Origin of the sequence: Mycobacterium sp. IEC1808 (genome assembly GCF_002101935.1) — a bacterium.
Lineage (GTDB): Bacteria > Actinomycetota > Actinomycetes > Mycobacteriales > Mycobacteriaceae > Mycobacterium.
Genome location: NZ_LQPV01000011.1, coordinates 54475 through 74220 on the forward strand (window position 1 = coordinate 54475; position 19746 = coordinate 74220).

23 protein-coding genes are annotated in these 19746 nt (G+C 66.7%); 12 read left to right on the top strand and 11 right to left on the bottom strand.

Going from position 1 to position 19746, the window contains the following annotated elements:
* Window positions 1-71: 71 nt before the first annotated feature.
* From AWB92_RS06945 to AWB92_RS06960, 4 genes are read right to left on the bottom strand one after another with little or no spacing between them, the layout of a single operon-like run.
* Entirely contained in the window at window positions 72-1115 is a 1044-nt protein-coding gene (locus AWB92_RS06945) for an LLM class flavin-dependent oxidoreductase (RefSeq protein WP_085184653.1), read from the bottom strand.
* Window positions 1115-1639: an SRPBCC family protein gene (locus AWB92_RS06950; protein WP_173817370.1), complete on the bottom strand. Its 525-nt coding sequence runs from the start codon at window positions 1637-1639 to the stop codon at window positions 1115-1117. The genes AWB92_RS06945 and AWB92_RS06950 overlap by 1 nt, the downstream gene beginning before the upstream one ends.
* Before the next feature lie 54 nt (window positions 1640-1693).
* Window positions 1694-2800: an acyl-CoA desaturase gene (locus tag AWB92_RS06955; protein WP_085184655.1), complete on the bottom strand. Its 1107-nt coding sequence runs from the start codon at window positions 2798-2800 to the stop codon at window positions 1694-1696.
* Between the two features lie 25 nt (window positions 2801-2825).
* Window positions 2826-3920, bottom strand: coding sequence for a ferredoxin reductase (locus AWB92_RS06960; RefSeq protein ID WP_085184656.1), 1095 nt, complete (start codon window positions 3918-3920; stop codon window positions 2826-2828).
* Between the two features lie 70 nt (window positions 3921-3990).
* Here AWB92_RS06960 and AWB92_RS06965 point away from each other — a divergent pair, with 70 nt between their 5' ends.
* Window positions 3991-4665, top strand: a complete 675-nt coding sequence (locus AWB92_RS06965) for a TetR family transcriptional regulator (protein ID WP_085184657.1) — start codon at window positions 3991-3993, stop codon at window positions 4663-4665.
* 37 nt (window positions 4666-4702) lie between these two features.
* Here AWB92_RS06965 and AWB92_RS06970 read toward each other — a convergent pair whose 3' ends face one another.
* A complete protein-coding gene (locus tag AWB92_RS06970) occupies window positions 4703-5059 on the bottom strand; it encodes a hypothetical protein (RefSeq protein WP_085184658.1) in 357 nt (118 codons plus the stop codon).
* A 120-nt stretch (window positions 5060-5179) separates the two neighbouring features.
* Between AWB92_RS06970 and AWB92_RS06975 the strand changes: the two genes are divergently transcribed.
* Window positions 5180-5542, top strand: coding sequence for a DUF732 domain-containing protein (locus tag AWB92_RS06975; RefSeq protein WP_085184659.1), 363 nt, complete (start codon window positions 5180-5182; stop codon window positions 5540-5542).
* Window positions 5543-5550: 8 nt separating this feature from the next.
* On the opposite strand, the gene AWB92_RS06980 is transcribed toward AWB92_RS06975, so the two are convergent.
* A complete protein-coding gene (locus tag AWB92_RS06980) occupies window positions 5551-6156 on the bottom strand; it encodes a GNAT family N-acetyltransferase (RefSeq protein WP_085184823.1) in 606 nt (201 codons plus the stop codon).
* A gap of 51 nt (window positions 6157-6207) precedes the next feature.
* Between AWB92_RS06980 and AWB92_RS06985 the strand changes: the two genes are divergently transcribed.
* Together AWB92_RS06985 and AWB92_RS06990 are read left to right on the top strand one after the other, a co-directional pair.
* A complete protein-coding gene (locus tag AWB92_RS06985) occupies window positions 6208-7302 on the top strand; it encodes a F420-dependent hydroxymycolic acid dehydrogenase (protein WP_085184660.1) in 1095 nt (364 codons plus the stop codon).
* Window positions 7303-7349: 47 nt separating this feature from the next.
* Complete coding sequence (locus AWB92_RS06990) at window positions 7350-7928, top strand: hemerythrin domain-containing protein (protein WP_085184661.1); 579 nt, start codon at window positions 7350-7352, stop codon at window positions 7926-7928.
* Between the two features lie 59 nt (window positions 7929-7987).
* Here the strand turns inward: AWB92_RS06990 and AWB92_RS06995 are convergent, their stop codons facing one another.
* The gene (locus AWB92_RS06995; protein WP_068113126.1) at window positions 7988-8884 is read right to left on the bottom strand and encodes a manganese catalase family protein; all 897 of its coding nucleotides are present in this window, start codon (window positions 8882-8884) and stop codon (window positions 7988-7990) included.
* 132 nt (window positions 8885-9016) lie between these two features.
* Between AWB92_RS06995 and AWB92_RS07000 the strand changes: the two genes are divergently transcribed.
* Window positions 9017-9715: a GAF and ANTAR domain-containing protein gene (locus tag AWB92_RS07000; RefSeq protein ID WP_085184662.1), complete on the top strand. Its 699-nt coding sequence runs from the start codon at window positions 9017-9019 to the stop codon at window positions 9713-9715.
* Window positions 9716-9796: 81 nt separating this feature from the next.
* A complete protein-coding gene (locus tag AWB92_RS07005) occupies window positions 9797-11092 on the top strand; it encodes an acyl-CoA dehydrogenase family protein (protein WP_085184824.1) in 1296 nt (431 codons plus the stop codon).
* Between the two features lie 66 nt (window positions 11093-11158).
* Here the strand turns inward: AWB92_RS07005 and AWB92_RS07010 are convergent, their stop codons facing one another.
* Window positions 11159-11614, bottom strand: a complete 456-nt coding sequence (locus tag AWB92_RS07010) for a MaoC family dehydratase (protein ID WP_068127921.1) — start codon at window positions 11612-11614, stop codon at window positions 11159-11161.
* Window positions 11615-11708: 94 nt separating this feature from the next.
* Here AWB92_RS07010 and AWB92_RS30005 point away from each other — a divergent pair, with 94 nt between their 5' ends.
* The 6 genes from AWB92_RS30005 to ag85C all read left to right on the top strand — a co-directional run bounded on the left by AWB92_RS30005 (window position 11709) and on the right by ag85C (window position 15786).
* Window positions 11709-11879: a hypothetical protein gene (locus AWB92_RS30005; RefSeq protein WP_173817371.1), complete on the top strand. Its 171-nt coding sequence runs from the start codon at window positions 11709-11711 to the stop codon at window positions 11877-11879.
* A gap of 20 nt (window positions 11880-11899) precedes the next feature.
* On the top strand, window positions 11900-12397 hold the full coding sequence (locus AWB92_RS07020) for a metallophosphoesterase (protein ID WP_085184664.1): 498 nt from the start codon (window positions 11900-11902) through the stop codon (window positions 12395-12397).
* A 56-nt stretch (window positions 12398-12453) separates the two neighbouring features.
* Window positions 12454-12909 carry a MarR family transcriptional regulator gene (locus AWB92_RS07025; protein ID WP_085184665.1) on the top strand — a complete coding sequence of 152 codons (456 nt, stop codon included), beginning with the start codon at window positions 12454-12456 and terminating at the stop codon, window positions 12907-12909.
* Window positions 12906-13727, top strand: a complete 822-nt coding sequence (locus tag AWB92_RS07030; protein WP_085184666.1) for an ATP-binding cassette domain-containing protein — start codon at window positions 12906-12908, stop codon at window positions 13725-13727. The genes AWB92_RS07025 and AWB92_RS07030 overlap by 4 nt, the downstream gene beginning before the upstream one ends.
* A complete protein-coding gene (locus AWB92_RS07035; RefSeq protein WP_241523392.1) occupies window positions 13717-14544 on the top strand; it encodes an ABC transporter permease in 828 nt (275 codons plus the stop codon). Before AWB92_RS07030 ends, AWB92_RS07035 begins: the two co-directional genes overlap by 11 nt.
* Window positions 14545-14754: 210 nt before the next feature.
* On the top strand, window positions 14755-15786 hold the full coding sequence (ag85C, locus tag AWB92_RS07040; RefSeq protein ID WP_085184667.1) for a diacylglycerol acyltransferase/mycolyltransferase Ag85C: 1032 nt from the start codon (window positions 14755-14757) through the stop codon (window positions 15784-15786).
* Window positions 15787-15821: 35 nt separating this feature from the next.
* Here ag85C and AWB92_RS07045 read toward each other — a convergent pair whose 3' ends face one another.
* From AWB92_RS07045 to treS, 3 genes are all read right to left on the bottom strand, one after another.
* Window positions 15822-16535, bottom strand: a complete 714-nt coding sequence (locus AWB92_RS07045) for a YoaK family protein (protein WP_085184668.1) — start codon at window positions 16533-16535, stop codon at window positions 15822-15824.
* A 64-nt stretch (window positions 16536-16599) separates the two neighbouring features.
* Entirely contained in the window at window positions 16600-17943 is a 1344-nt protein-coding gene (locus AWB92_RS07050) for a phosphotransferase (protein WP_085184669.1), read from the bottom strand.
* A complete protein-coding gene (gene treS / locus AWB92_RS07055) occupies window positions 17940-19712 on the bottom strand; it encodes a maltose alpha-D-glucosyltransferase (protein WP_085184826.1) in 1773 nt (590 codons plus the stop codon). Before treS ends, AWB92_RS07050 begins: the two co-directional genes overlap by 4 nt.
* Window positions 19713-19746: the final 34 nt, after the last annotated feature.

The window sequence follows — 19746 nt, forward strand, 5'->3', positions numbered from 1 at the left end:
ACCGGGCGCCGAACGTGGGGCCTGTGTACGAAATCCGCCTCGAATTCGTCCATAGCCCCCACGCTCGAGATTCAGCCGACCTCGCGGACCAGCTCGATGGCCCGGCCCAGAGTGCCCAGCTTGGCCTCTAGCGTGTCCCCGGCGGGATACAGCCGCACGGTGTCGACGCCGGCGTCGCGCCAGACGGCGAGACGCGCGCGGACCAGCTCCTCGGTTCCGATCAGCGTGGTGGCCAGCACCATCTCATCGGACACCAACCCGGCCGCGCCGTCTCGGTCGCCGCCCTGCCACCGCTCCCGAACCTCGGCCGCGACGTCGGCCCAGCCTTGCCGGCTGTACGCCTGGTTGTAGAAATTCGTACTCGACGAGCCCATGCCGCCGAGGCTGAAGGCGAGCTCCTTCTTGCGGCCCGCGATCATGCCGCGCAGCTCGTCCTCGTCGGCGGCGAACGCAACCTCGGCTCCCTGGCAGATGTCGATATCGGCGCGCGTGCGGCCCGCGGCCGCCAGCCCCTCGTCGAGGTGGGAGAAATACGCGTCGCCGGACCCCTCCGGAACGAAGCTGGTGCCCAGCCATCCGTCCGCGATACGCCCGGTCAGCCGCAGCATCGCCGGTGACAGCGCCGCCAGGTAGACCGGAATCGCGTGCTCGGCGCGGGTCGACAATCGCATCGGCACCCCCTCACCGCCGGGCCGGGGAATCTGAAACTCCTTGCCGGAGTGCGAGATCTTGTCCCCCGCGAACACCTGCCGCACGATGTCGACGGTTTCGGCCATCCGCGCCAGCGGTCGATCGAACGACACGCCGTGCAGGCCCTCGATCACCTGCGGACCCGACGCCCCCAACCCGAGCAGGAACCGCCCGTTCGACAGGTTCGACAGCGTGATCGCGGTCTGGGCGACCATGACGGGCGACCGGACGCCGAGCTGCAGGACGCCCGAACCGAGCAGCATCCTCTCGGTCCGCGCGGCGAGGTAGCCGAGCGCCGAGGGCGCATCGGTGCCCCAGGCCTCGGCCACCCAGCACACGTCGAGACCCAGCCGTTCCGCCTCGACGGCAAACTCGACGACTTCGGCTGCGGCGCGGGACAATTCGACCGTCGTCGCGGTGCGCATCAACGCACCCCGTGCTCGGCGAGCCTCTTGAGCGCGGCGAGCGTCTTGCCGATCGCCCCCTCGAACTCCCGCATGCGCACGAAGACGATCTTTTCCTCTTTGTCCGGCATCGAGTCGATGGCCACCGACAGCCCCGACCGCCCGGGTCCCATCTGCATCCAAAAGCTCAGCAGGGTGCCGCCGTCGCGGGGCGTCAACCGGAATCGCCAGGTCGCAGAGGGATGGTCGGGTTCGCCCACGGCCCAGGCGAATACGCGTGGCGCATCGCACGCGACGATCTGCGAGGTGGTGCTCCACTGGCCGAACGCGTCGTGCTCGTTGTGTCCGACGAAGCGGGCGCCGATTCGTGGCCGGTCCGAGCCGTCGGCCCACTCCACCGCCTTCAGCTCGCTGCTGAACGTCGGCATCAGCTCGATGTCGGAGACCAGATCCCACACCCGCTCCGGGTCGGCGTCGATCCACGTCGAGGCTTCCACGGTGGGGGTATCCGCGTAGCGTGCGCCGGTCCATTCCACGGACCTCATTGTCCCCCCGAACGGTCCCGAGGCAATGCCTCGGGACCGAACGGGACTCATACGTTATGCGGCGGCCGGAAGCCGATCGGCGGGGTGGTCGCCACTGGGTTTCCGCACCCACGAGTCCGGGAGGGTCAGCTTGACGATCTTGCGGACGACGGTGCCGAACTGCCGCGCCAGCGGGCCGCGGTTGTAGGGGATGCCGTAGCGCCGGCAGATCTCCTGCACCTCGGGTGCGATCTCGGCGTACCGGCGAGCCGGCATGTCCGGGAACAGGTGGTGCTCGATCTGGTGCGACAGGTTGCCGGAAAGCAGGTGAAACAGCTTGCCCCCGGTCAGGTTTGCCGATCCCAGGACCTGGCGGAAGTACCACATGCCGCGGGATTCGTCCTTGGTCTCCTCGACGGTGAATTCCTGGGTGCCCTCCGGGAAGTGGCCGCAGAAGATGATCATGTACGACCACACGTTGCGCATCAGGTTGGCCGAGAGGTTGCCCGCGAAGACGAACGGTGCGAACGGCCCGGCGAGCAGCGGGAAGGCGACGTAGTCCTTGAGCGTCTGGCGCCGGGTCTTCTTCCAGATCTCCTGCAGCACCTCACGCTTGTCGCGCAGCCGGATCTCACCGGAGCGGATGCGTTCGGTTTCCAGCTCGTGCAGCGCGACGCCGTACTGGAACAGCACCATCAGCAGGAACGCGTAGACCGGGTTGCCCAGGTAGTAAGGGTGCCAACGCTGGTCTTCGCTCATCCGCAGGATGCCGTAGCCGATGTCGCGGTCCATCCCCACGATGTTGGTGTGGGTGTGGTGCATGTAGTTGTGCGAGTGCCGCCACTGATCGGCGGGGCAGGCCGTGTCCCACTCGAACGTGCGGCCCGAGATCGTGGGGTCGCGCATCCAGTCGTACTGGCCGTGCATGATGTTGTGCCCGATTTCCATGTTGTCGAGGATTTTCGACACGCCCAGCATCGCGGTGCCCAGCGGCCACGCCGGCGGCAGGAACAGCAGCGCGCGTCCGCCGACCTCCAGCGCGCGCTGGGTTTTGATGACGCGGCGAATGTAGTCGGCGTCCGCTTCGCCCAGGTCCGCCATCACGCGTTCCTTGATGGCGTCGAGTTCGCGGCCGAATGCCTCGGCCTGCTCGGGTGTCAGGGTGATCGTGTTCTGTGTCATGGCTCTTCCTTTCAAGGCTCGGAACCTAGAGAGACAGGTCGACGTCACCGACGGGCACGGACACGCAGATCTGCACGTCCTCGTCGGGTTGGGTCGACACCGCGCCGGTGATCAGGTTGCGCACCGTTCCGCCGGTCTTGCGCCGCGTGCAAGTGTGGCAGATGCCCATCCGGCAGCCGTTCTGCGGCGTCAGGCCGGCCGATTCGGCCTGCTCCAGAAGCGAGCGACCGTCGTCAACGACGTCGATCCCGCTGTCCGCGAATGTGATTCGCCCGCCCGACGGGTTCGCCGGTGCGTCGAGGACGGGCGGCACGAAGCTCTCGGTGTACACGTTGTCACAGTGCTCCCGCACCGCCTCCACCAAAGCCGTTGGCCCGCAGACGAACACCACATCGGGGTTGGGCATCGCGGCGGTCAGGTGCTCCGGCCCGAAGCGCCCGGCGAGGTCGCCGGCGCCCGAGCGGGTGTAGCCGTGGAGCACGCGCACACCGGGCCGATCGTTGTGCGCGGCGAGTTCCTCGCGGTAGCACGCCTCCGCGGGGGTGCGGGCGTAGTGCACGAACGCGACCTCGCCCCGATGGTGCTCGGCGATCAGCGTGCGCAGCATCGCCATCACCGGCGTGATGCCACTGCCGCCGGAGACGAACAGGATCCGCCGCGGGCGCGCCTCGGGCAGGACAAAGTCACCGCCGATCCCGGCCAGGCCGACCACCATGCCGCGGCGGGCCCGTTCGTACAGATAGCTCGACACCACCCCGCCGTCGTGGTGACCGATCGTCAGCTCGAGGTTGGCGCTGCCTTCGGCGTTGGCCGGCGAGTAGCAGCGGGTGTGGCGCCGGCCGTCGATGTCGACGGCGAGGTTGACGTACTGGCCCGCCTTGAGGGTGTGGGTCGACGCGAAGGCCTCGTTGGGAGCGAGCGTGAGTGTGACGCTGCGCGGCGTAGTGCGCCGCACGTCGACGACCTTGGCGCGGGCCTCGCCCAGCGTCCAGGTCGGCGCCACCAGCTCGGTGTAGCGGTCCACACCGTGCGGACCGGTGAGGAGGTCTAACAGGTCTGAGCCCAGGACGCGCTTGCGCAGGGTTTGCGCGAGGTTCCGGGTCGAAGTCTGAGTGAACATATGTACACCGTGCGTCCGGCCCCCGCAGGTAGTCAAGGGTTTAGTGCACGTTTGTGGTAGGGTTCACATAGTGAACAGCCGTACTCCTAGCTCACGCCCGCATCGCTCGGGACGGGAGCGCTCACGCGAAAACCCGTCGCGCGAGGAGCGCAAGGAGGCCACGCGCCGCGCCATCATCGCCGCGGCCCTCAAGCTGCTGCAGGACCGCAGCTTTTCCAGCCTGAGCCTGCGCGAGGTGACCCGCGAGGTCGGGATCGTGCCCGCGGCCTTCTACCGCCACTTCGAGTCGATGGAGGCTCTCGGGCTGGTGCTGATCGACGAGTCGTTTCGCACGCTGCGCGACACCCTGCGCGGCGCGCGTACCGGTCGGCTGGATCCGAACCGGGTAATCGAGTCCTCGGTCGAGACCGTCATCGCCAGCATCACCGATCGCCGCGAGCACTGGCGGTTCATTTACCGGGAACGCTCGGGCGGGGTCACCGTGCTGCGCTACGCCATCCGCACCGAGCTGCGGCTGATCACCTCCGAACTGGCCACCGACCTGGCCCGCTTCAACAGGCTCAACGAGTGGAGCACCGAGGACCTCAACGTCCTCGCGACCCTGTTCGTGAACGCGATGATCGTCATCGCCGAGGCGATCGAGGACGCTCAGACCACCGAGGCACTGGAAGACATCCGGCGGCTCGCCGTCAAGCAATTGCGGATGATCACCATCGGCATAGCCGGCTGGCGAAGCGCTCCCTAGCGACGGTCACTTCGCCAACGGAGTGAACAACCGAGCACTAAACATCGGTCTGTTCGTCGACGACCTCGTACAGCGATTCGCCGTCCTCGGGAGTGCCGTCGATTTGGGACCGGTGGGCGCGCCCGGGGCCACCGTCATCGGTCGAGTCGACCGCCGCGGGCGCGCCGGTTAATACGTCCGGCTCCTCTTCGGCCAGCCGCTGGTCGAGGGATTCGCCCTCCCGCTCCTCACGGGCCGTCATCCCGAACCGGTCGGCTTCGCTCCAGCCCTCGGGCGGATCGACGACGATGTCGCCGTCGTCGTTGCGCAGCTCGTCGGAGTCGGTCCCTTCGCTCGGGTTGAGGGTGTCGCCGGGACCGCCCTCCTCGGGAAAGTCGCCGTTGTCGATAGCCATATGGACCGGTTGCCCCTGGCCCCGGCGATTAAACTTTCGCAATTCCCGATGTGACCGACCCCGCAGGCGAATACGCTGCGATCTTCCGGGCAACTTCATTGAGCGAGAAAGTCGCAGCACATGTTCTTTGGTGCAACTCCGGTCGCAGCGGCCATTTTGGGGGCTGGGGCGGTGATCGGCGGAATCGGGCTTGCCGCGCCGGCCCTGGCCGACGCCGCAGACGACTCCTTCCTCCAGGCCCTCGATGGCAACGGCATCCAATACGGCAGCGTCGACAACGCGATGTTCGTGGCCAGGGCTTACGTGTGCGACCAGCTCGCCGCCAACCCGGCCGAACCGATGAACGATGTCGTAGCCGGCGTGGCCGGTTATACCAACTGGTCCAGCGCCGACAGCGCGTCATTCACCGCGTCGGCCATCACCGCCTACTGCCCGCAATACCAATACATGGCCAGCGGGCCGACAAACGTGCCGATTTCTTAGGCACCGTTCTACCGCGGGTTCCGCCACATCGCCCACAGCGTCGGGCCGCCGTCGGGCAACTCGATCTCGCGGGTGACGGTGAACCCGAAACGCTCGTAGTACGGCACGTTTTCGGGCTTGCTCGACTCGAGATAGGCCGGGCAGTATTCGGCATCGCAGCGGTCCAGCCGGGACCGCATCAGAGCCTGGCCGAAACCCCGCCCGCGGACCCCCGGGTCGCTCCCGATCACGGCGAGGTACCAGTGCGGTTCCTCGGGATGTTCCCGCTTCATGAGTTCCTGCACGGTGCGCGCCCTCGCCGAATCCGACCCGAAGACCCGGATAAAGCTCGGCAGCATCGCCAGTTCTTCCCAGCGCGACTGCCGCCAGCGACCCGGCGGATCCCACAGGGACGCGGCGCCGACGCCCGGCCCGTCGCAGGCGACCTCCACACCGCCTCCGGCCAGATGATGGCGGCGCGTCAGCGTCCCGAACAGCCGGATCAGCTGCGCGGGGCGCGCGTCGTCGTCGGGCAGCATCCAGGTGGTGACGGGGTCGTCGTAGAACGCCCGAGCCAGGGTGCGTGACAGTTCGCGGATGTCGGCTTTGCGCGCCGGGCGCGCCTGCGGTGCCACCCACGCCACGTTAGTGGGTGTGGCGAGCAGCATGAGGGGTATGCCGGTCCGGTGACCGGCATCTCGCGGCGAAAGCTCGGGCGGATGGCCGCCGGCGTGGGCGCGCTCGGCGCTGTCGGACTACCGCAGGCCTGCGGGAAGCCCGGGTCCGACCGCGGCAAACCGACCGCGCCGCCGGCGGCGGGCAAGGGCGTAGGGGTGGTGCTCTCGCACGAGCAGTTCCGCACCGACCAACTGGTCGCGCAGGCCCGCGCGGCCGAGCAAGCCGGCTTTCAGTACGCGTGGGCCAGCGATCACATCCAGCCGTGGCAGGACGACGAGGGCCACTCGATGTTTCCCTGGCTGACCCTGGCCCTGGTCGGCAGCGCCACCAGCCGAATCTCGTTCGGCAGCGGGGTGACCTGCCCGACCTATCGCTATCACCCGGCCACCGTGGCCCAGGCGTTCGCCTCGCTGGCGATCCTCAACCCGGGACGGGTGTTCCTGGGATTGGGCACCGGCGAACGGCTCAACGAACAGGCCACCACAAACGCGTTCGGCAATTACGCCGAGCGTCACGACCGACTGGTCGAGGCGATCGGACTGATCCGCCAGCTGTGGAGCGGCTCGCGAATCTCCTTTGCCGGCCGCTACTTTCAGACGAATTCTTTGAAGCTCTACGACACACCACCGACGCCGCCTCCGATCTTCGTTGCCGCCGGGGGTCCCAAGAGCGCGAAGTTGGCCGGTCAGTACGGCGACGGCTGGATCACGCAGGCCCACGACCTGACGAACCCGACGTTGCTCGCCGCATTCGGCGCGGGTGCCCAGGCGTCCGGGCGGGACGCCGCCAATTTGGGTAAGCGCGCCGAACTTTTCGCGGTCGTCGGCAACAACGACGTGGCCGCCCGCGCCGCGACGCTGTGGCGCTTCACCGCCGGCGCCGTCGACCAACCGAACCCCGTCGAGATCCAACGCGCCGCCGAGGCCAATCCCATCGACAAGGTGCTGGCGAACTGGGCGGTCGGCACCGATGCTGCGGCCCACATCGGCGCCGTACAAAGGGTTCTCGACGCCGGGGCAATTCCCTTTCTGCACTTCCCCCAGGACGACCCCGTCGCGGCGATCAACTTCTACGGCGGCAACGTCTTGCCCAGACTCCGCTAGTCGTTGCTAGTCGTTTCATCGCCCCTGGCCCGGGTATCAGGCAAGGCATGGACGCGATCACTTTTCTCCGTCAGGATCACCAGAGCGTGCTCGGGTTGTTGGAAACGCTGGACGGCGCACCCTCGGGCACGGGCGCCCAGAGCAGCGGCCTCGAGACCATGGTGAACAACCTCATCATCGCCGAGTCGCAGCACGAAGCGATCGAGGAACAGTTCTTCTGGCCGGCGGTGCGTCGCGCGATCGGTGACTCGCTCGCGGACAAGGCGATCGAGCAGGAGCAGGCCGGAAAGATGCTGCTGCAGCGACTGGAGGACGGCAAGCCGGGAGAGCCCGACTACCACGAGGCGCTGCAGGAATTCGTCAAAGCCGGCCGCGAACACATCGCTTATGAGCAAGAGCAGGTCTGGCCGCAGGTCGAGGTGGCGATCAGCCGGGAAGAGTTGGAGAAGATCGGCGAAAAGCTAGAGGCCGCAAAGAAAATGGCGCCCACCCGTCCGCATCCGGCCACTCCGCCCAACCCGGCCGTATTGAAGACGGTCGGCATGGGCGCGGCGGTCGTCGATCACGTGCGCGATGCGGTCACCGGTCGCGGCGAGGACAACCCGCCCGATCCGCAGGTTCATTAGGCCACGCATTCGAAGGCCGGGCGTCGAATGGATCGGCGCCCGGCCTTCGTTGGTTTCAATTAGCTTGTCGGAGTGCGCTGTTCGTGGGTGAACGGCTTCTCGGCATTCACGGCCGGTGACCCCGACGGGTTCTGCTCGGCGCCCTTGTTTTGCCGGCCGGTACCTCCCAGCCATTGCTGTTCGGGCTTTTCCACGTACTCCCATTCCATGCCCTCGGGCCACGGTCCCTGTCCCTGGTTCCACGGCCCGCGGATCGACTCGCCCCCACCGTTGGACATGTTGAACGCCACGTTCTGGAAGCGGGGATCTGCCGGCAGCTGTCCCGGTGGGAAGTTCACCGGCAGCTCGTTGAGCGCCGCGGTGAACTGCTGATAGTGGGTGACCTCGCGGGTCATCAAGAACGTCAACGTGTCTTGCACACCGGGATCGTCGGTGAACTGCTTGAGGTACTCGTAGACGATCTTCGCCCGGGACTCCGCGGCCAGGTTACTGCGCAGGTCCACCGTCGGATCGCCGTTGGCGTTGACGTAGGAACCCATCCAGGGCACGCCCTGCGAGTTGCTCACGTCGGGCGTGCCACCGTTCAGCGCGAAATACAGCGGGTTGACCGCCACCTGGTGGATGATCTGGTCGCGGCCGTCGCCGCTGGCCACCGCGGGCATCCAATCGCATTTCTCGTTGGCGATTTTCAAGTTGTCGTTGAGCCCGTCGAGCAGCATCGTGATCATCGAGCCGACCATCTCCAGGTGGCTGAGTTCCTCCGTGGCGATGTCCATGAACAGGTCGTACATCTTGGGGTTTTTGCCCCGGAGGGCAAAGGCCTGGGTGAAGTACTGCATTGCGGCTTTGAGCTCGCCATTGGCGCCGCCGAATTGCTCCTGTAAAAGCGTGGCAAACCGGGGATCCGGCTCGCTGACTCGCACCTCGAATTGAAGATCTTTGTTATGCACGAACATTGGGCCTCCTGGGGAATTTGCGATAGTCCTGGTCGACGCCGGGTACCCCTGGGCTATGTGACGAAACGCTGGCGACAGCAAATCTCGTAATCACCATGGCCGCGACTTGCGGGCGAAGGTAGGACCCGATCAATGAATGTTTTGAACTTGGGCGACAAACACGAGCTGGCCGAGCGCATGGCGCAGCTGTCCCGCGAGATGGCCGCGCCTCGAGCGCTCGAGCACATACTCGCCGATGTGACAGCGGCGGCGGTGCAGTTGATACCGGCGGCGGATGTCGCCGGCGTCTTACTGGTGCAAAAGGGCGGGGACTTCGCGTCTCTCGCGGACACCGACGGCCTGGTCGCCCAGCTCGACAAGCTGCAGTACGACTTCGGCGAAGGGCCGTGTGCCGACGCCGCCCTCAAACAGACAGTGGTTCGGGCCGACGATATGCGCAACGAGCCCCGGTGGCCCCGGTATGCGCCGGCGGCTGTGGCGCACGGTGTGCTCGGCAGCCTGTCGTTCAAGCTGTACACCGCGGACCGCACGGCGGGCGCGCTGAACTTGTTCAGCTTCCGGGCCGGCGTGTGGGACACCGAAGCCGAGACCATCGGATCGGTGTTTGCCGCGCACGCGGCCGCCGCGATCATGGCCGGGCGCCACGGTGAGCAGATGGAATCGGCGCTGTCCAGCCGAGATCGCATCGGTCAGGCCAAGGGCATCATCATGGAACGCTACGGCGTGGACGAAGTGCGCGCCTTCGAGATGCTGCGGGCGCTTTCCCAGGAAAGCCAGGAGAAGCTCGTCGACATCGCCGAGCGCGTCATCGAGACCCGCCGCGACCACTGATCCCCCGCCACCGCCATCTAGGATGGTGTGGCTTCATCAACGAGTCCGGTGCGGCGCTGCGCCGGGGAACGGTGGGCCACGGTGTGGGACTTCGAAACGGACACGGAATACCAGGCGAAGCTGGACTGGGTCGAAAAGTTCATGGTCGACGAGCTGGAACCGCTCGATCTGGTGGCGCTCGACCCGTATGACAAGAAGAACGCCGAGATGATGGCGATCCTGAGGCCGTTGCAGCAGCAGGTCAAGGACCAGGGCCTGTGGGCCGCGCATCTGCGGCCCGAGCTCGGCGGCCAGGGCTTCGGTCAGGTCAAGTTGGCGCTGCTCAACGAGATCCTCGGACGCTCCCGGTGGGCACCTTCGGTCTTCGGCTGCCAGGCGCCCGATTCGGGCAACGCCGAGATTCTCGCGCTGTTCGGCACCGACGAACAGAAGGCCCGCTACCTGCAGCCGCTCCTCGACGGCGAGATCACCTCGTGCTACTCGATGACCGAGCCGCAGGGCGGTTCGGATCCGGGGATGTTCGTGACCACGGCAACTCAGGACGGTGACGATTGGGTCATCAACGGGGAGAAGTGGTTCTCCAGCAACGCCAAACACGCGTCGTTCTTCATCGTGATGGCGGTGACCAAACCCGACGCCCGCACGTACGACAAGATGTCGCTGTTCATCGTTCCGGGCGAGACGCCGGGCATCGAGATCATCCGCAACGTCGGCGTCGGCGGCGAGTCGGGAAAGCACGGCTCGCACGGCTACGTCCGCTACAACGACGTGCGGGTGCCGGCCGATCACGTGCTGGGCGGCGAGGGCCAGGCGTTCATGATCGCGCAAACGCGACTCGGCGGTGGCCGCATCCACCACGCGATGCGCACGATCGCCTTGGCGCGCAAGGCATTCGACATGATGTGCGAGCGGGCGGTGTCACGCAAGACCCGGCACGGCCACCTGTCCGACTTCCAGATGACGCAGGAGAAGATCGCCGACAGCTGGATCCAGATCGAGCAGTTCCGGCTTTTGGTGCTGCGCACCGCGTGGTTGATCGACAAGCACCACGACTACCAGAAGGTGCGTCGCGACATCGCGGCGGTGAAGGTCGCCATGCCGCAGGTGTTGCACGACATCGCGCAGCGGGCGATGCACCTGCACGGCGCGCTCGGCGTCTCCGACGAGATGCCGTTCGTCAAGATGCTGGTTGCGGCCGAGTCGCTGGGTATCGCCGACGGCGCCACCGAGCTGCACAAGATGACGGTCGCCCGTCGGACGTTGCGCGAATACCAGCCCGTGACAACGCCTTTCCCGTCTGCGCACATACCGACCCGGCGGGCCGAGGCCGAGGCCAGGCTGGCCGAGCGCCTGGAACACTCGATCGCCGAGTTCTGACCGCGAGCAGACGCAAAATCGCAGTCTCCCAGCGATTCTGGTGCGATTCTGCGTCTGCTCGCGCGTTCAGGAGATGTAGCGGACGATGCTTTCGGCCACGCACGCCGGCTTGGGCGCGCCCTCGATCTCGATGGTCGTCGACACCGTCGCCTGCACGGCGCCGTCACCCAGGTCGTCGACGCTGACCAGCGAGCTCTGCGCGCGAACGCGCGAGCCGACCGGCACCGGGGCGGGGAAGCGAACCTTGTTGAGGCCGTAGTTGATTGCGAGCTTGATCCCTTTCACGGTGTACATCTCGTGCTGCAGCCGCGGCAGCAGCGAAAGGGTCATGAAACCGTGGGCGATGGTCTTGCCGAACGGACCGGCCGCCGCCCGTTCCGGGTCGACGTGGATCCACTGGTGATCGCCGGTCGCGTCGGCGAACAGGTTGACGTCTTCCTGGGTAATGGTCACCCAGTCGCTCTGCCCGATCGTCTCGCCCGCCGCCGCGGCGAGGTCCGCTACTGATTCGAAGGTGCGCATTGGTCCTCCTCGGGATGCTGTCGATGCCCGCATGCACCCTATCGGAGCCGATCATCGCCGTTTCGCGCGCCGCTGCGCGGGAAACCTGGATCCCATGCCGGAAAACAAGGGCCACAGGGCCGAGGAAGACGTCGAGCCCGAAGTGCACGAGGCTCGATCACGGGCCGCCGAAGGCGACGACGGGTCGTACGTGGGCGCGGCCGGTTCCGACGACACTTTCGACGCGGGCGAGACGGGCGCCGAGGCGCGCAGCCAGGACGGCTAGCGGTAGCGCAAGATGGCGGCGTGAGGCTGCTGCTGATTGCCGACACCCACGTCCCGCGGCGCGCCCGCGACCTGCCGGCGCGGGTATGGGACGAGGTCGCCGCGGCCGATGTGGTGGTGCACGCCGGCGACTGGGTATCGACCGACTTGCTCGACGCCCTGGAGGCCCGGGCCGCGCGGCTGGTCGGGTGCTGGGGCAACAACGACGGGCCGGCGTTGCGGGCCCGGCTGCCCGAGCGTGCCGACGCCACGTTGGACGGGCTGCGCTTGACCGTGGTCCACGAGACCGGTGCCGCGAGCGGCAGGGATGCGCGGATGTCACGGCTCTACCCCGACCGCGACGTGCTGGTGTTCGGCCATAGTCACATCCCGTGGGATACCACGACGCACACCGGACTGCGCCTGCTCAATCCGGGTTCACCCACGGATCGCCGCCGTCAACCGTTCTGCAGCTACATGACCGCCGGCGTCGACAACGGGACGTTGACCGACGTGGTCCTGCATTCGCTCGAAAAGTAGCTGGGAGCTAGCCCCCACACAGCTTGTACCCATATTTAGCTCGTAAACAGAGGTATATGGGGGCAGTGAAGTCCGATGTGGTCGCCGAGCTGTTCGGCGTCGTCGGCAGGTTTCGCCGGCAACTTCGCCGGTCGGCCGGCCGGGGGCTCGACTCCGCGAGGCTGTCCGAGTCCCAGGCGGAGCTGCTGTGGCTGGTCGGACGGCGACCGGGGATCTCGGTCAGCGCCGCCGCGGCGGAGCTCGGCCTGGTGCCCAACACCGCGTCGACCTTGGTCTCCAAGCTGGCCGGCAACGGACTGCTGATCCGGACCGTGGGCGAATCGGACCGCCGCGTCGGCCAGCTGCGGCTCGCCGAACCCACCCAGCAGCTCGTCGACGCGTCTCGGGCCGCGCGCCGCGCACTGGTCGCCGAGGTACTCGGCGAGCTTGATGACGATCAAATCGAGTCCCTGACAAAGGGATTGGAGGTTCTTGACACCATGACCCGACTACTGCAGGAACGGCGATCATGAGCGAACGACTGCCGATGGCCATCGACGGCCGGAACCTGACCTACCGGTACGGCCAGTTCACCGCCGTCGATGACGTGACGTTGCAGGTGCGCCCGGGCGAGACGATGGGCCTGCTGGGACCCAACGGCGCCGGAAAGACGACGCTGGTCCGCATGCTCACCACGTTGACGCCGGTGCAGCGCGGCGAATTGCGCATCTTCGGCATGGACGCCCGCCGCCAGACCATCGACATTCGCAGCAACATCGGCTATGTGCCCCAACAGCTTTCGGTCGAGCCCGCGTTGACCGGGCGGCAGAACGTGCAGTGGTTCGCGCGGCTCTACGGGGTGCCGCGCGCCTGCCGGGCCGAACGAGTGGAACAGGCGCTGGCCGCCATGGAACTGCTCGACGTGGCCGACCGGCGGGCCGGGGCGTATTCCGGCGGCATGGTGCGCCGCCTGGAGGTGGCGCAGGCGCTGGTCAACCGCCCGTCGCTGCTGGTACTCGACGAGCCGACGGTGGGGCTGGACCCGATCGCCCGCGACGGTGTCTGGCAGCAGGTGCGGAGCATGCAGGCCCAGTTCGGCATGACGGTGCTGCTCACCACCCACTACATGGAGGAGGCCGACGCGCTGTGCGATCGGGTCGCACTGATGCACCGCGGCCGGCTGCGCGCCGTGGGCACGCCCGCGAAGCTGAAGGCCACCGTGTCGCCCGGCGCCACGCTCGAGGACGTGTTCCGCCACTACGCGGCGGAGGACCTGTCCGGCCAGACGGAATCGGCCGGCTCCTTCCGTGAGATCCGTTCCAGCAGAAAGGTTGCCAGCCGTGCCAGTTGACATCGCACCCAAAGCCCCGGCGGCCATCCTGGTTCGCGCCCCGCGCGGGTGGCAACGGGTCCAGGCAACGGTGGCGCGGGTCGGGGCGTTCGCGATCGTGGAACTGCAGAAGCTGCAGCACGACCGGACCGAACTCGTCACCCGGATGGTGCAGCCCGCGCTGTGGCTGCTGATCTTCGGCACGACGTTTTCCAAGTTGCACGTCATCCACACCGGGTCGGTGTCCTACCTCGCGTTCCTGGCGCCCGGGATCATCGCGCAGTCGGCGCTGTTCATCTCGATCTTCTATGGCATACAGATCATTTGGGACCGCGACGCCGGCGTGCTGGCCAAGCTGATGGTGACGCCAGCCCCCGCGTCGGCGCTGATCACCGGCAAGGCGTTCGCGGCCGGAGTGCGGTCGGTCGCCCAGGTGGTCGGGGTGATGGCGCTGGCGTACCTGATGAACATCGGCCTGACCATCAATCCGTTGCGGATCCTCGCGGCGATGGCCGTGGTGATGCTCGGCGCGGCGTTCTTCGCCTGCCTGTCGATGACGCTGGCCGGCCTGGTCCTGTCCCGCGACCGCCTGATGGGAATCGGCCAGGCCATCACGATGCCGTTGTTCTTCGCGTCCAACGCGCTCTACCCCGTCGACGTGATGCCCGCTTGGTTGCACGCGCTGAGCAAGGTCAATCCGCTCAGCTACGAGGTGGACGCGCTGCGTGCGCTGTTGATCGGCACCCCGTACAACCCGGCCGACTTCATCGTGCTGGTGGTGGCGGCGCTGATCGGAATCGCCACGGCTTCAACGCTTTTGCGCCGGCTCGTCGCGTAGGGGCGCCACCGGCACGGATTCGTACGCCATTCGTGACCCGAATGTAACGATTCCCGGCCGACTCCCAATCGTTAGCCAACCGCGATCTCCCATCGCGGCCGCGACAGACGAATTACGCCCTCCCCCTGTGTTTCACTGCGCATGCGAACAGATTCGACCGTAATCGCGCGGCATCGAACAAACCATGAAAGTTGGGATGGGTAGGGAGCTATGTCGTTCATCGAAGAGGTGCGGAAGGTGCGTGGCGCAGCGGCGAGGATGCCGCGCCGGCTGGCCATCGCGGCCGTGGGGGCTGCCCTGTTGTCGGGTCTGGTCGGCGCCGTCGGCGGCTCGGCTACCGCGGGGGCGTTCTCCAAGCCGGGACTTCCGGTGGAATACCTGCAGGTGCCATCGCCGTCGATGGGCCGCAACATCAAGGTGCAGTTCCAGCCCGGTGGACAGCACGCGGTGTACTTGCTCGACGGCCTTCGGGCACAGGACGATTACAACGGCTGGGACATCAACACCCCGGCCTTCGAGGAGTTCTACCAGTCCGGGTTGTCGGTGATCATGCCCGTCGGCGGGCAGTCCAGCTTCTACAGCAACTGGTACCAGCCCTCGTCCGGCAACGGCCAGAACTACACCTACAAGTGGGAGACGTTCCTGACCCAGGAGATGCCCGGGTGGCTGCAGGCCAACAAGCAGGTGTCGCCGTTCGGCAACGCCGCGGTGGGTCTGTCGATGTCGGGCGGTTCGGCCCTGATCATGGCCGCCTACTACCCGCAGCAATTCCCCTATGCCGCTTCGCTATCCGGCTTCCTCAACCCGTCCGAGGGCTGGTGGCCCACCCTGATCGGTCTGGCGATGAACGACTCCGGTGGCTACAACGCCAACAGCATGTGGGGTCCGTCCAGCGACCCGGCGTGGAAGCGCAACGACCCGATGGTCCAGATTCCGCGGCTGGTCGCCAACAACACGCGGGTCTGGGTGTACTGCGGTAACGGCACACCCAGCGACCTCGGCGGCGACAACATGCCGGCGAAGTTCCTGGAAGGCCTCACGCTGCGCACCAACGAAACCTTCCAGAACAACTACGTGGCCGCGGGCGGACGCAACGGGGTGTTCAACTTCCCGGCCAACGGGACGCACTCGTGGCCCTACTGGAACCAGCAGTTGGTTGCCATGAAGCCGGACATCATCCAGGTGCTCAACGCCGTCAACACGACTGCGCAACCGGCACAACCGGCACAACCAGCCGCCTGACACCCCCAAAGCCGGCATCGGCAGTAGCGCACCGGTCAGCGCTGCTGCCGATGCTGTTTTTCTGACTCTGCTTCCAACAAAGCCCGGCGGTCCTGGTGGAAGTAGGTGTACAGGGTGGTCAATGCGCAAGCGGCCGTGGCGATCACCAGCATCCAGGTCCCGTTGACGACCACGCCGATGAAGCCCCCCGCCGCGGCGCCAATCATGAAGCTGGCCAACAGCAGAAAGTAGCCGAGCCAGTCGGCCGCTTTTCCACCGGCGATATGACGCTCGATGCCCTGCCCCATCTTCACCATCGTGCCGGTCACATAGCTTAACGGGATTGACACCTCGCCGTTTTTGACGAACGACGTGTTCAGAGTGCCGTTTGCGAAGGCCAACACCACAATTGGCGCGAAGTCGAGGAAGTTCTCCTCCCAGCCTTCGTCGACAACGTCAAGGACGGTGGCGGCCGCCAGAGCGAACGTGGTCAGTACGGTCGGGCCGTGCGGATGGTTAACCCAGAAGTGTCGCCGGCACACCGAGGCGATCACCACGCCGCCCACGAAGGACACCATGAGTACCGCAGCACTCACGGCAAGCCACGGTTGTTTCGTGAAATAGGCCAGCACCGCCCGTTGGGCGTTGCCGGTCATGAACACCACGAAGTACCCCTGGGAATGGGTAAACGAAATCGCCCCCAGCAGACCGGCCAGGACGGCCAGCACCCACGACAGCCTCGCCTCGCTGTTGAAAGTTTCACTCGCCACACGAACATGCTGTCAGACGCACACCCAAATCGCAGGCGGCACATAGGTAATACCTATGTTTGCACTATGCCGCGGTCAGCCGGGCGATGGATCGCAGCGGGATCGGCAGCCAGCCCGGGCGGTGTCGCGCCTCGTAACCGGCTTCGTACACCGCCTTGTCGAGCTCGTAGGCGGCCAGCAGCTGCGCCGAATCGCGCGGGTCGGTGCCGGACACCGCCGCGTAGCCGTCGCAGAACGCGGCGCAGTTGCGCTCGACCCATTCGCGGGCGCGCGCGGCGAGTTGCTTGTCCGCACCCTGGTCGATCAGCGGCCCGTAGGCGGCGTACTCGAACGACCGCAACACCCCGGCCACGTCGCGCAACGGCGAATCCGGCGCGCGCCGCTCGTCGAGCGGCTGTCCCGGTTCGCCTTCGAAGTCGATCAGCAGCCAGCTCTCCGGTGTGCGCAGCACCTGCCCCAGGTGCAGGTCGCCGTGCACCCGCTGGATGGTGATCGTCTCGCCCGCGAGCTTTTGGAATCGCTCCTCGATCGTCGCCGCGTATTCCTCGAGTTCGGGCACCTTTGCGACGGTTGACGACAGCCGCGCCAGCACGGTGTCGACCGGGAACATGGCGTCGGCCGTGCCGAGGCACTCCGCCAGGGTGGCGTGCACGGACGCCACGGCTTCACCCAGCCGGTTGGATTCGGCGGCGAAGTCACCGCCGACCTCGTAGGCGTACAGGTCGCCCTCCGCGAACAGGTCGCGCACGCTGGCGGTGGCCATGGCCCAGCCCTCGGCGGCGTTCGACGCGAATTCGGTCACCATGCCCAGGGGCCACGGATCACCGTCCGGCGGGACCATCTCGTAGGTGCCGAGCAACCGCGCCACGTGCGGGTTGCCGGCGCGGGCGAGCACCCGGTTGAGCTCGATGTCGGGATTGATGCCGCTGCTGACCCGCCGAAAGACCTTGAACATGGCGTCTCGATCGAAGATCACGCTGGTATTGCTCTGCTCGGCGTCGGAGACGTGCGGCAGCGCCTCCAGCGGCAGCTCGACGTCGGGCTCTTTGGTGAACGCCACCTGGTCACCGGACGAGCCGCGCACGGCGGCCGCGTCGATGAGCGAGAGCAGAAACCGCGGCGCGTCGGTGTCGTACAGCGCGTCGAAACCGGTGCGGTCGTCGGCGGCCCCGATGGTGGCGACGGTGCTGTACTCGGACACCGGCGCGGAGTCCCAACGAACGATCACCTGGTAACGCTCCGAGGAGCCGTCGGTGTACCGGACGTCGACGAGGACCAGGTCGAGGTCCTCGCGCAGCGGCACGACGACGCCGGGCTCGGCGCTCGACAGCTCGCGGTTGCGTCCGGCGTACCACCGTTGCTGCGGAAGCCACTCAGACCAGGGCAGCTTGACTGGCTGAGTCGTCATGCGTTCTCCTCACATCCGGTCAGCTGGAACCAGTAGAACCCGTGTCCCGGCAGTGTCAGCAGGTAGGGCAGGTGACCGATGCGCGGAAACTCCACATGCCCCGTCAGCTCCACTGGTGTGCAGCCGCTCCATTGCTGGAGGTTCAATTCGATCGGCTGGGGGAACCGGGACAGGTTGTTCACGCACAGCACGGTGTCCCCGTCGTCCGCCGCGTGACGCACGAACGCCAGCACCGACGGGTTCGACCCGCCCAGTTCCTCGAATCTTCCGATCGCAAAAGCCTTGTGCCGCCCTCGCACCGCGAGCATCACCCGGGTGAAGTTGAGCAGCGACGTCGAGGTGTCGCGTTGCGCCTCCACGTTGACCGCCTGGTACCCGTACACCGAGTCCTGGCTGGGCGGCAGGTACAGCCGCCCCGGGTTGGCCTTCGAGAAGCCGGCGTTGCGGTCCGGTGTCCACTGCATCGGCGTGCGCACCCCGTCGCGATCCCCCAACCAGATCACGTCGCCCATGCCGATCTCGTCACCGTAGTAGAGGACCGGCGAGCCGGGCAGCGACATCAGCAGCGCGGTGAACAGCTCGATCTGGTTGCGGTCGTTGTCCAGCAGCGGTGCGAGGCGCCGGCGGATCCCGACGTTGGCCTTCATCCGCGGGTCCTTGGCGTACTCCGCGTACATGTAGTCGCGCTCTTCGTCGGTGACCATCTCCAGCGTCAGCTCGTCGTGGTTGCGCAGGAAGATCCCCCATTGGGCCATGTCGGGGATCGCCGGCGTCTGCGCCAGGATCTCGGAGATCGGGAACCGCGATTCGCGCCGGACCGCCATGAAGATCCGCGGCATCAGCGGGAAGTGGAACGCCATGTGGCACTCGTCGCCGCCGGTGCTGGCATCCCCGAAGTACTCGACGACGTCACCCGGCCACTGGTTGGCCTCGGCCAGCAGCACGCGGCCGGGGAACTCGTCGTCGACGACCTTGCGAACCCGCTTGAGGAACGCGTGCGTCTCGGGGAGGTTCTCGCAGTTGGTGCCCTCGCGTTCGAACAGGTAGGGCACCGCGTCCAGGCGGAACCCGTCGATCCCCAGCCCCAGCCAGAAGCGGATGACGTCGATCATCGCCTCCTGAACGGCCGGGTTCTCGTAGTTCAGGTCGGGCTGGTGGGAGAAGAACCGGTGCCAGTAGAACTGGCGGCGGACCGGGTCGAAGGTCCAGTTCGATTCCTCGGTGTCGACGAAGATGATGCGGGCGTCGGTGTACTTGTCGCTGGTGTCGCTCCACACGTAGTAATCGCCGTATGGCCCGTCGGGGTCGTGCCGGGACTCCTGAAACCAGGGGTGGGATTCCGAGGTGTGATTCATCACAAGGTCGGTGATCACCCGGATGCCCCGCTCGTGGGCGGCATCCAGCAGCGCCACGAAGTCGTCGACCGTCCCGAACTCGGGCAGCACCTTGTAGAAGTCCCGGATGTCGTAGCCGCCGTCACGCAGCGGGGAATCGTAAAAAGGGGGCAGCCAGATGCAGTCGATGCCGAGCCACTGCAGGTAGTCCAGGCGTTCCATCAGCCCCCGCAGGTCACCCGACCCGTCGGCGTTGGCGTCGAAGAACGCCCGGACCAGCACCTCGTAGAAGACCGCGTGCTTGAACCAGGTCGGATCGGCGGGCAGCGCGGCAGCGTTGTCGAAATCTTCGGCGTTCGGATGCTCGACCACGCCGCCCTCGACGTGACTGCCCCCCGCGGGATCGTGCTCGACTGCGTCTCTTGCGTCGTTCATCAATTCCACGATGCCACGTGTACCCGACACGGCA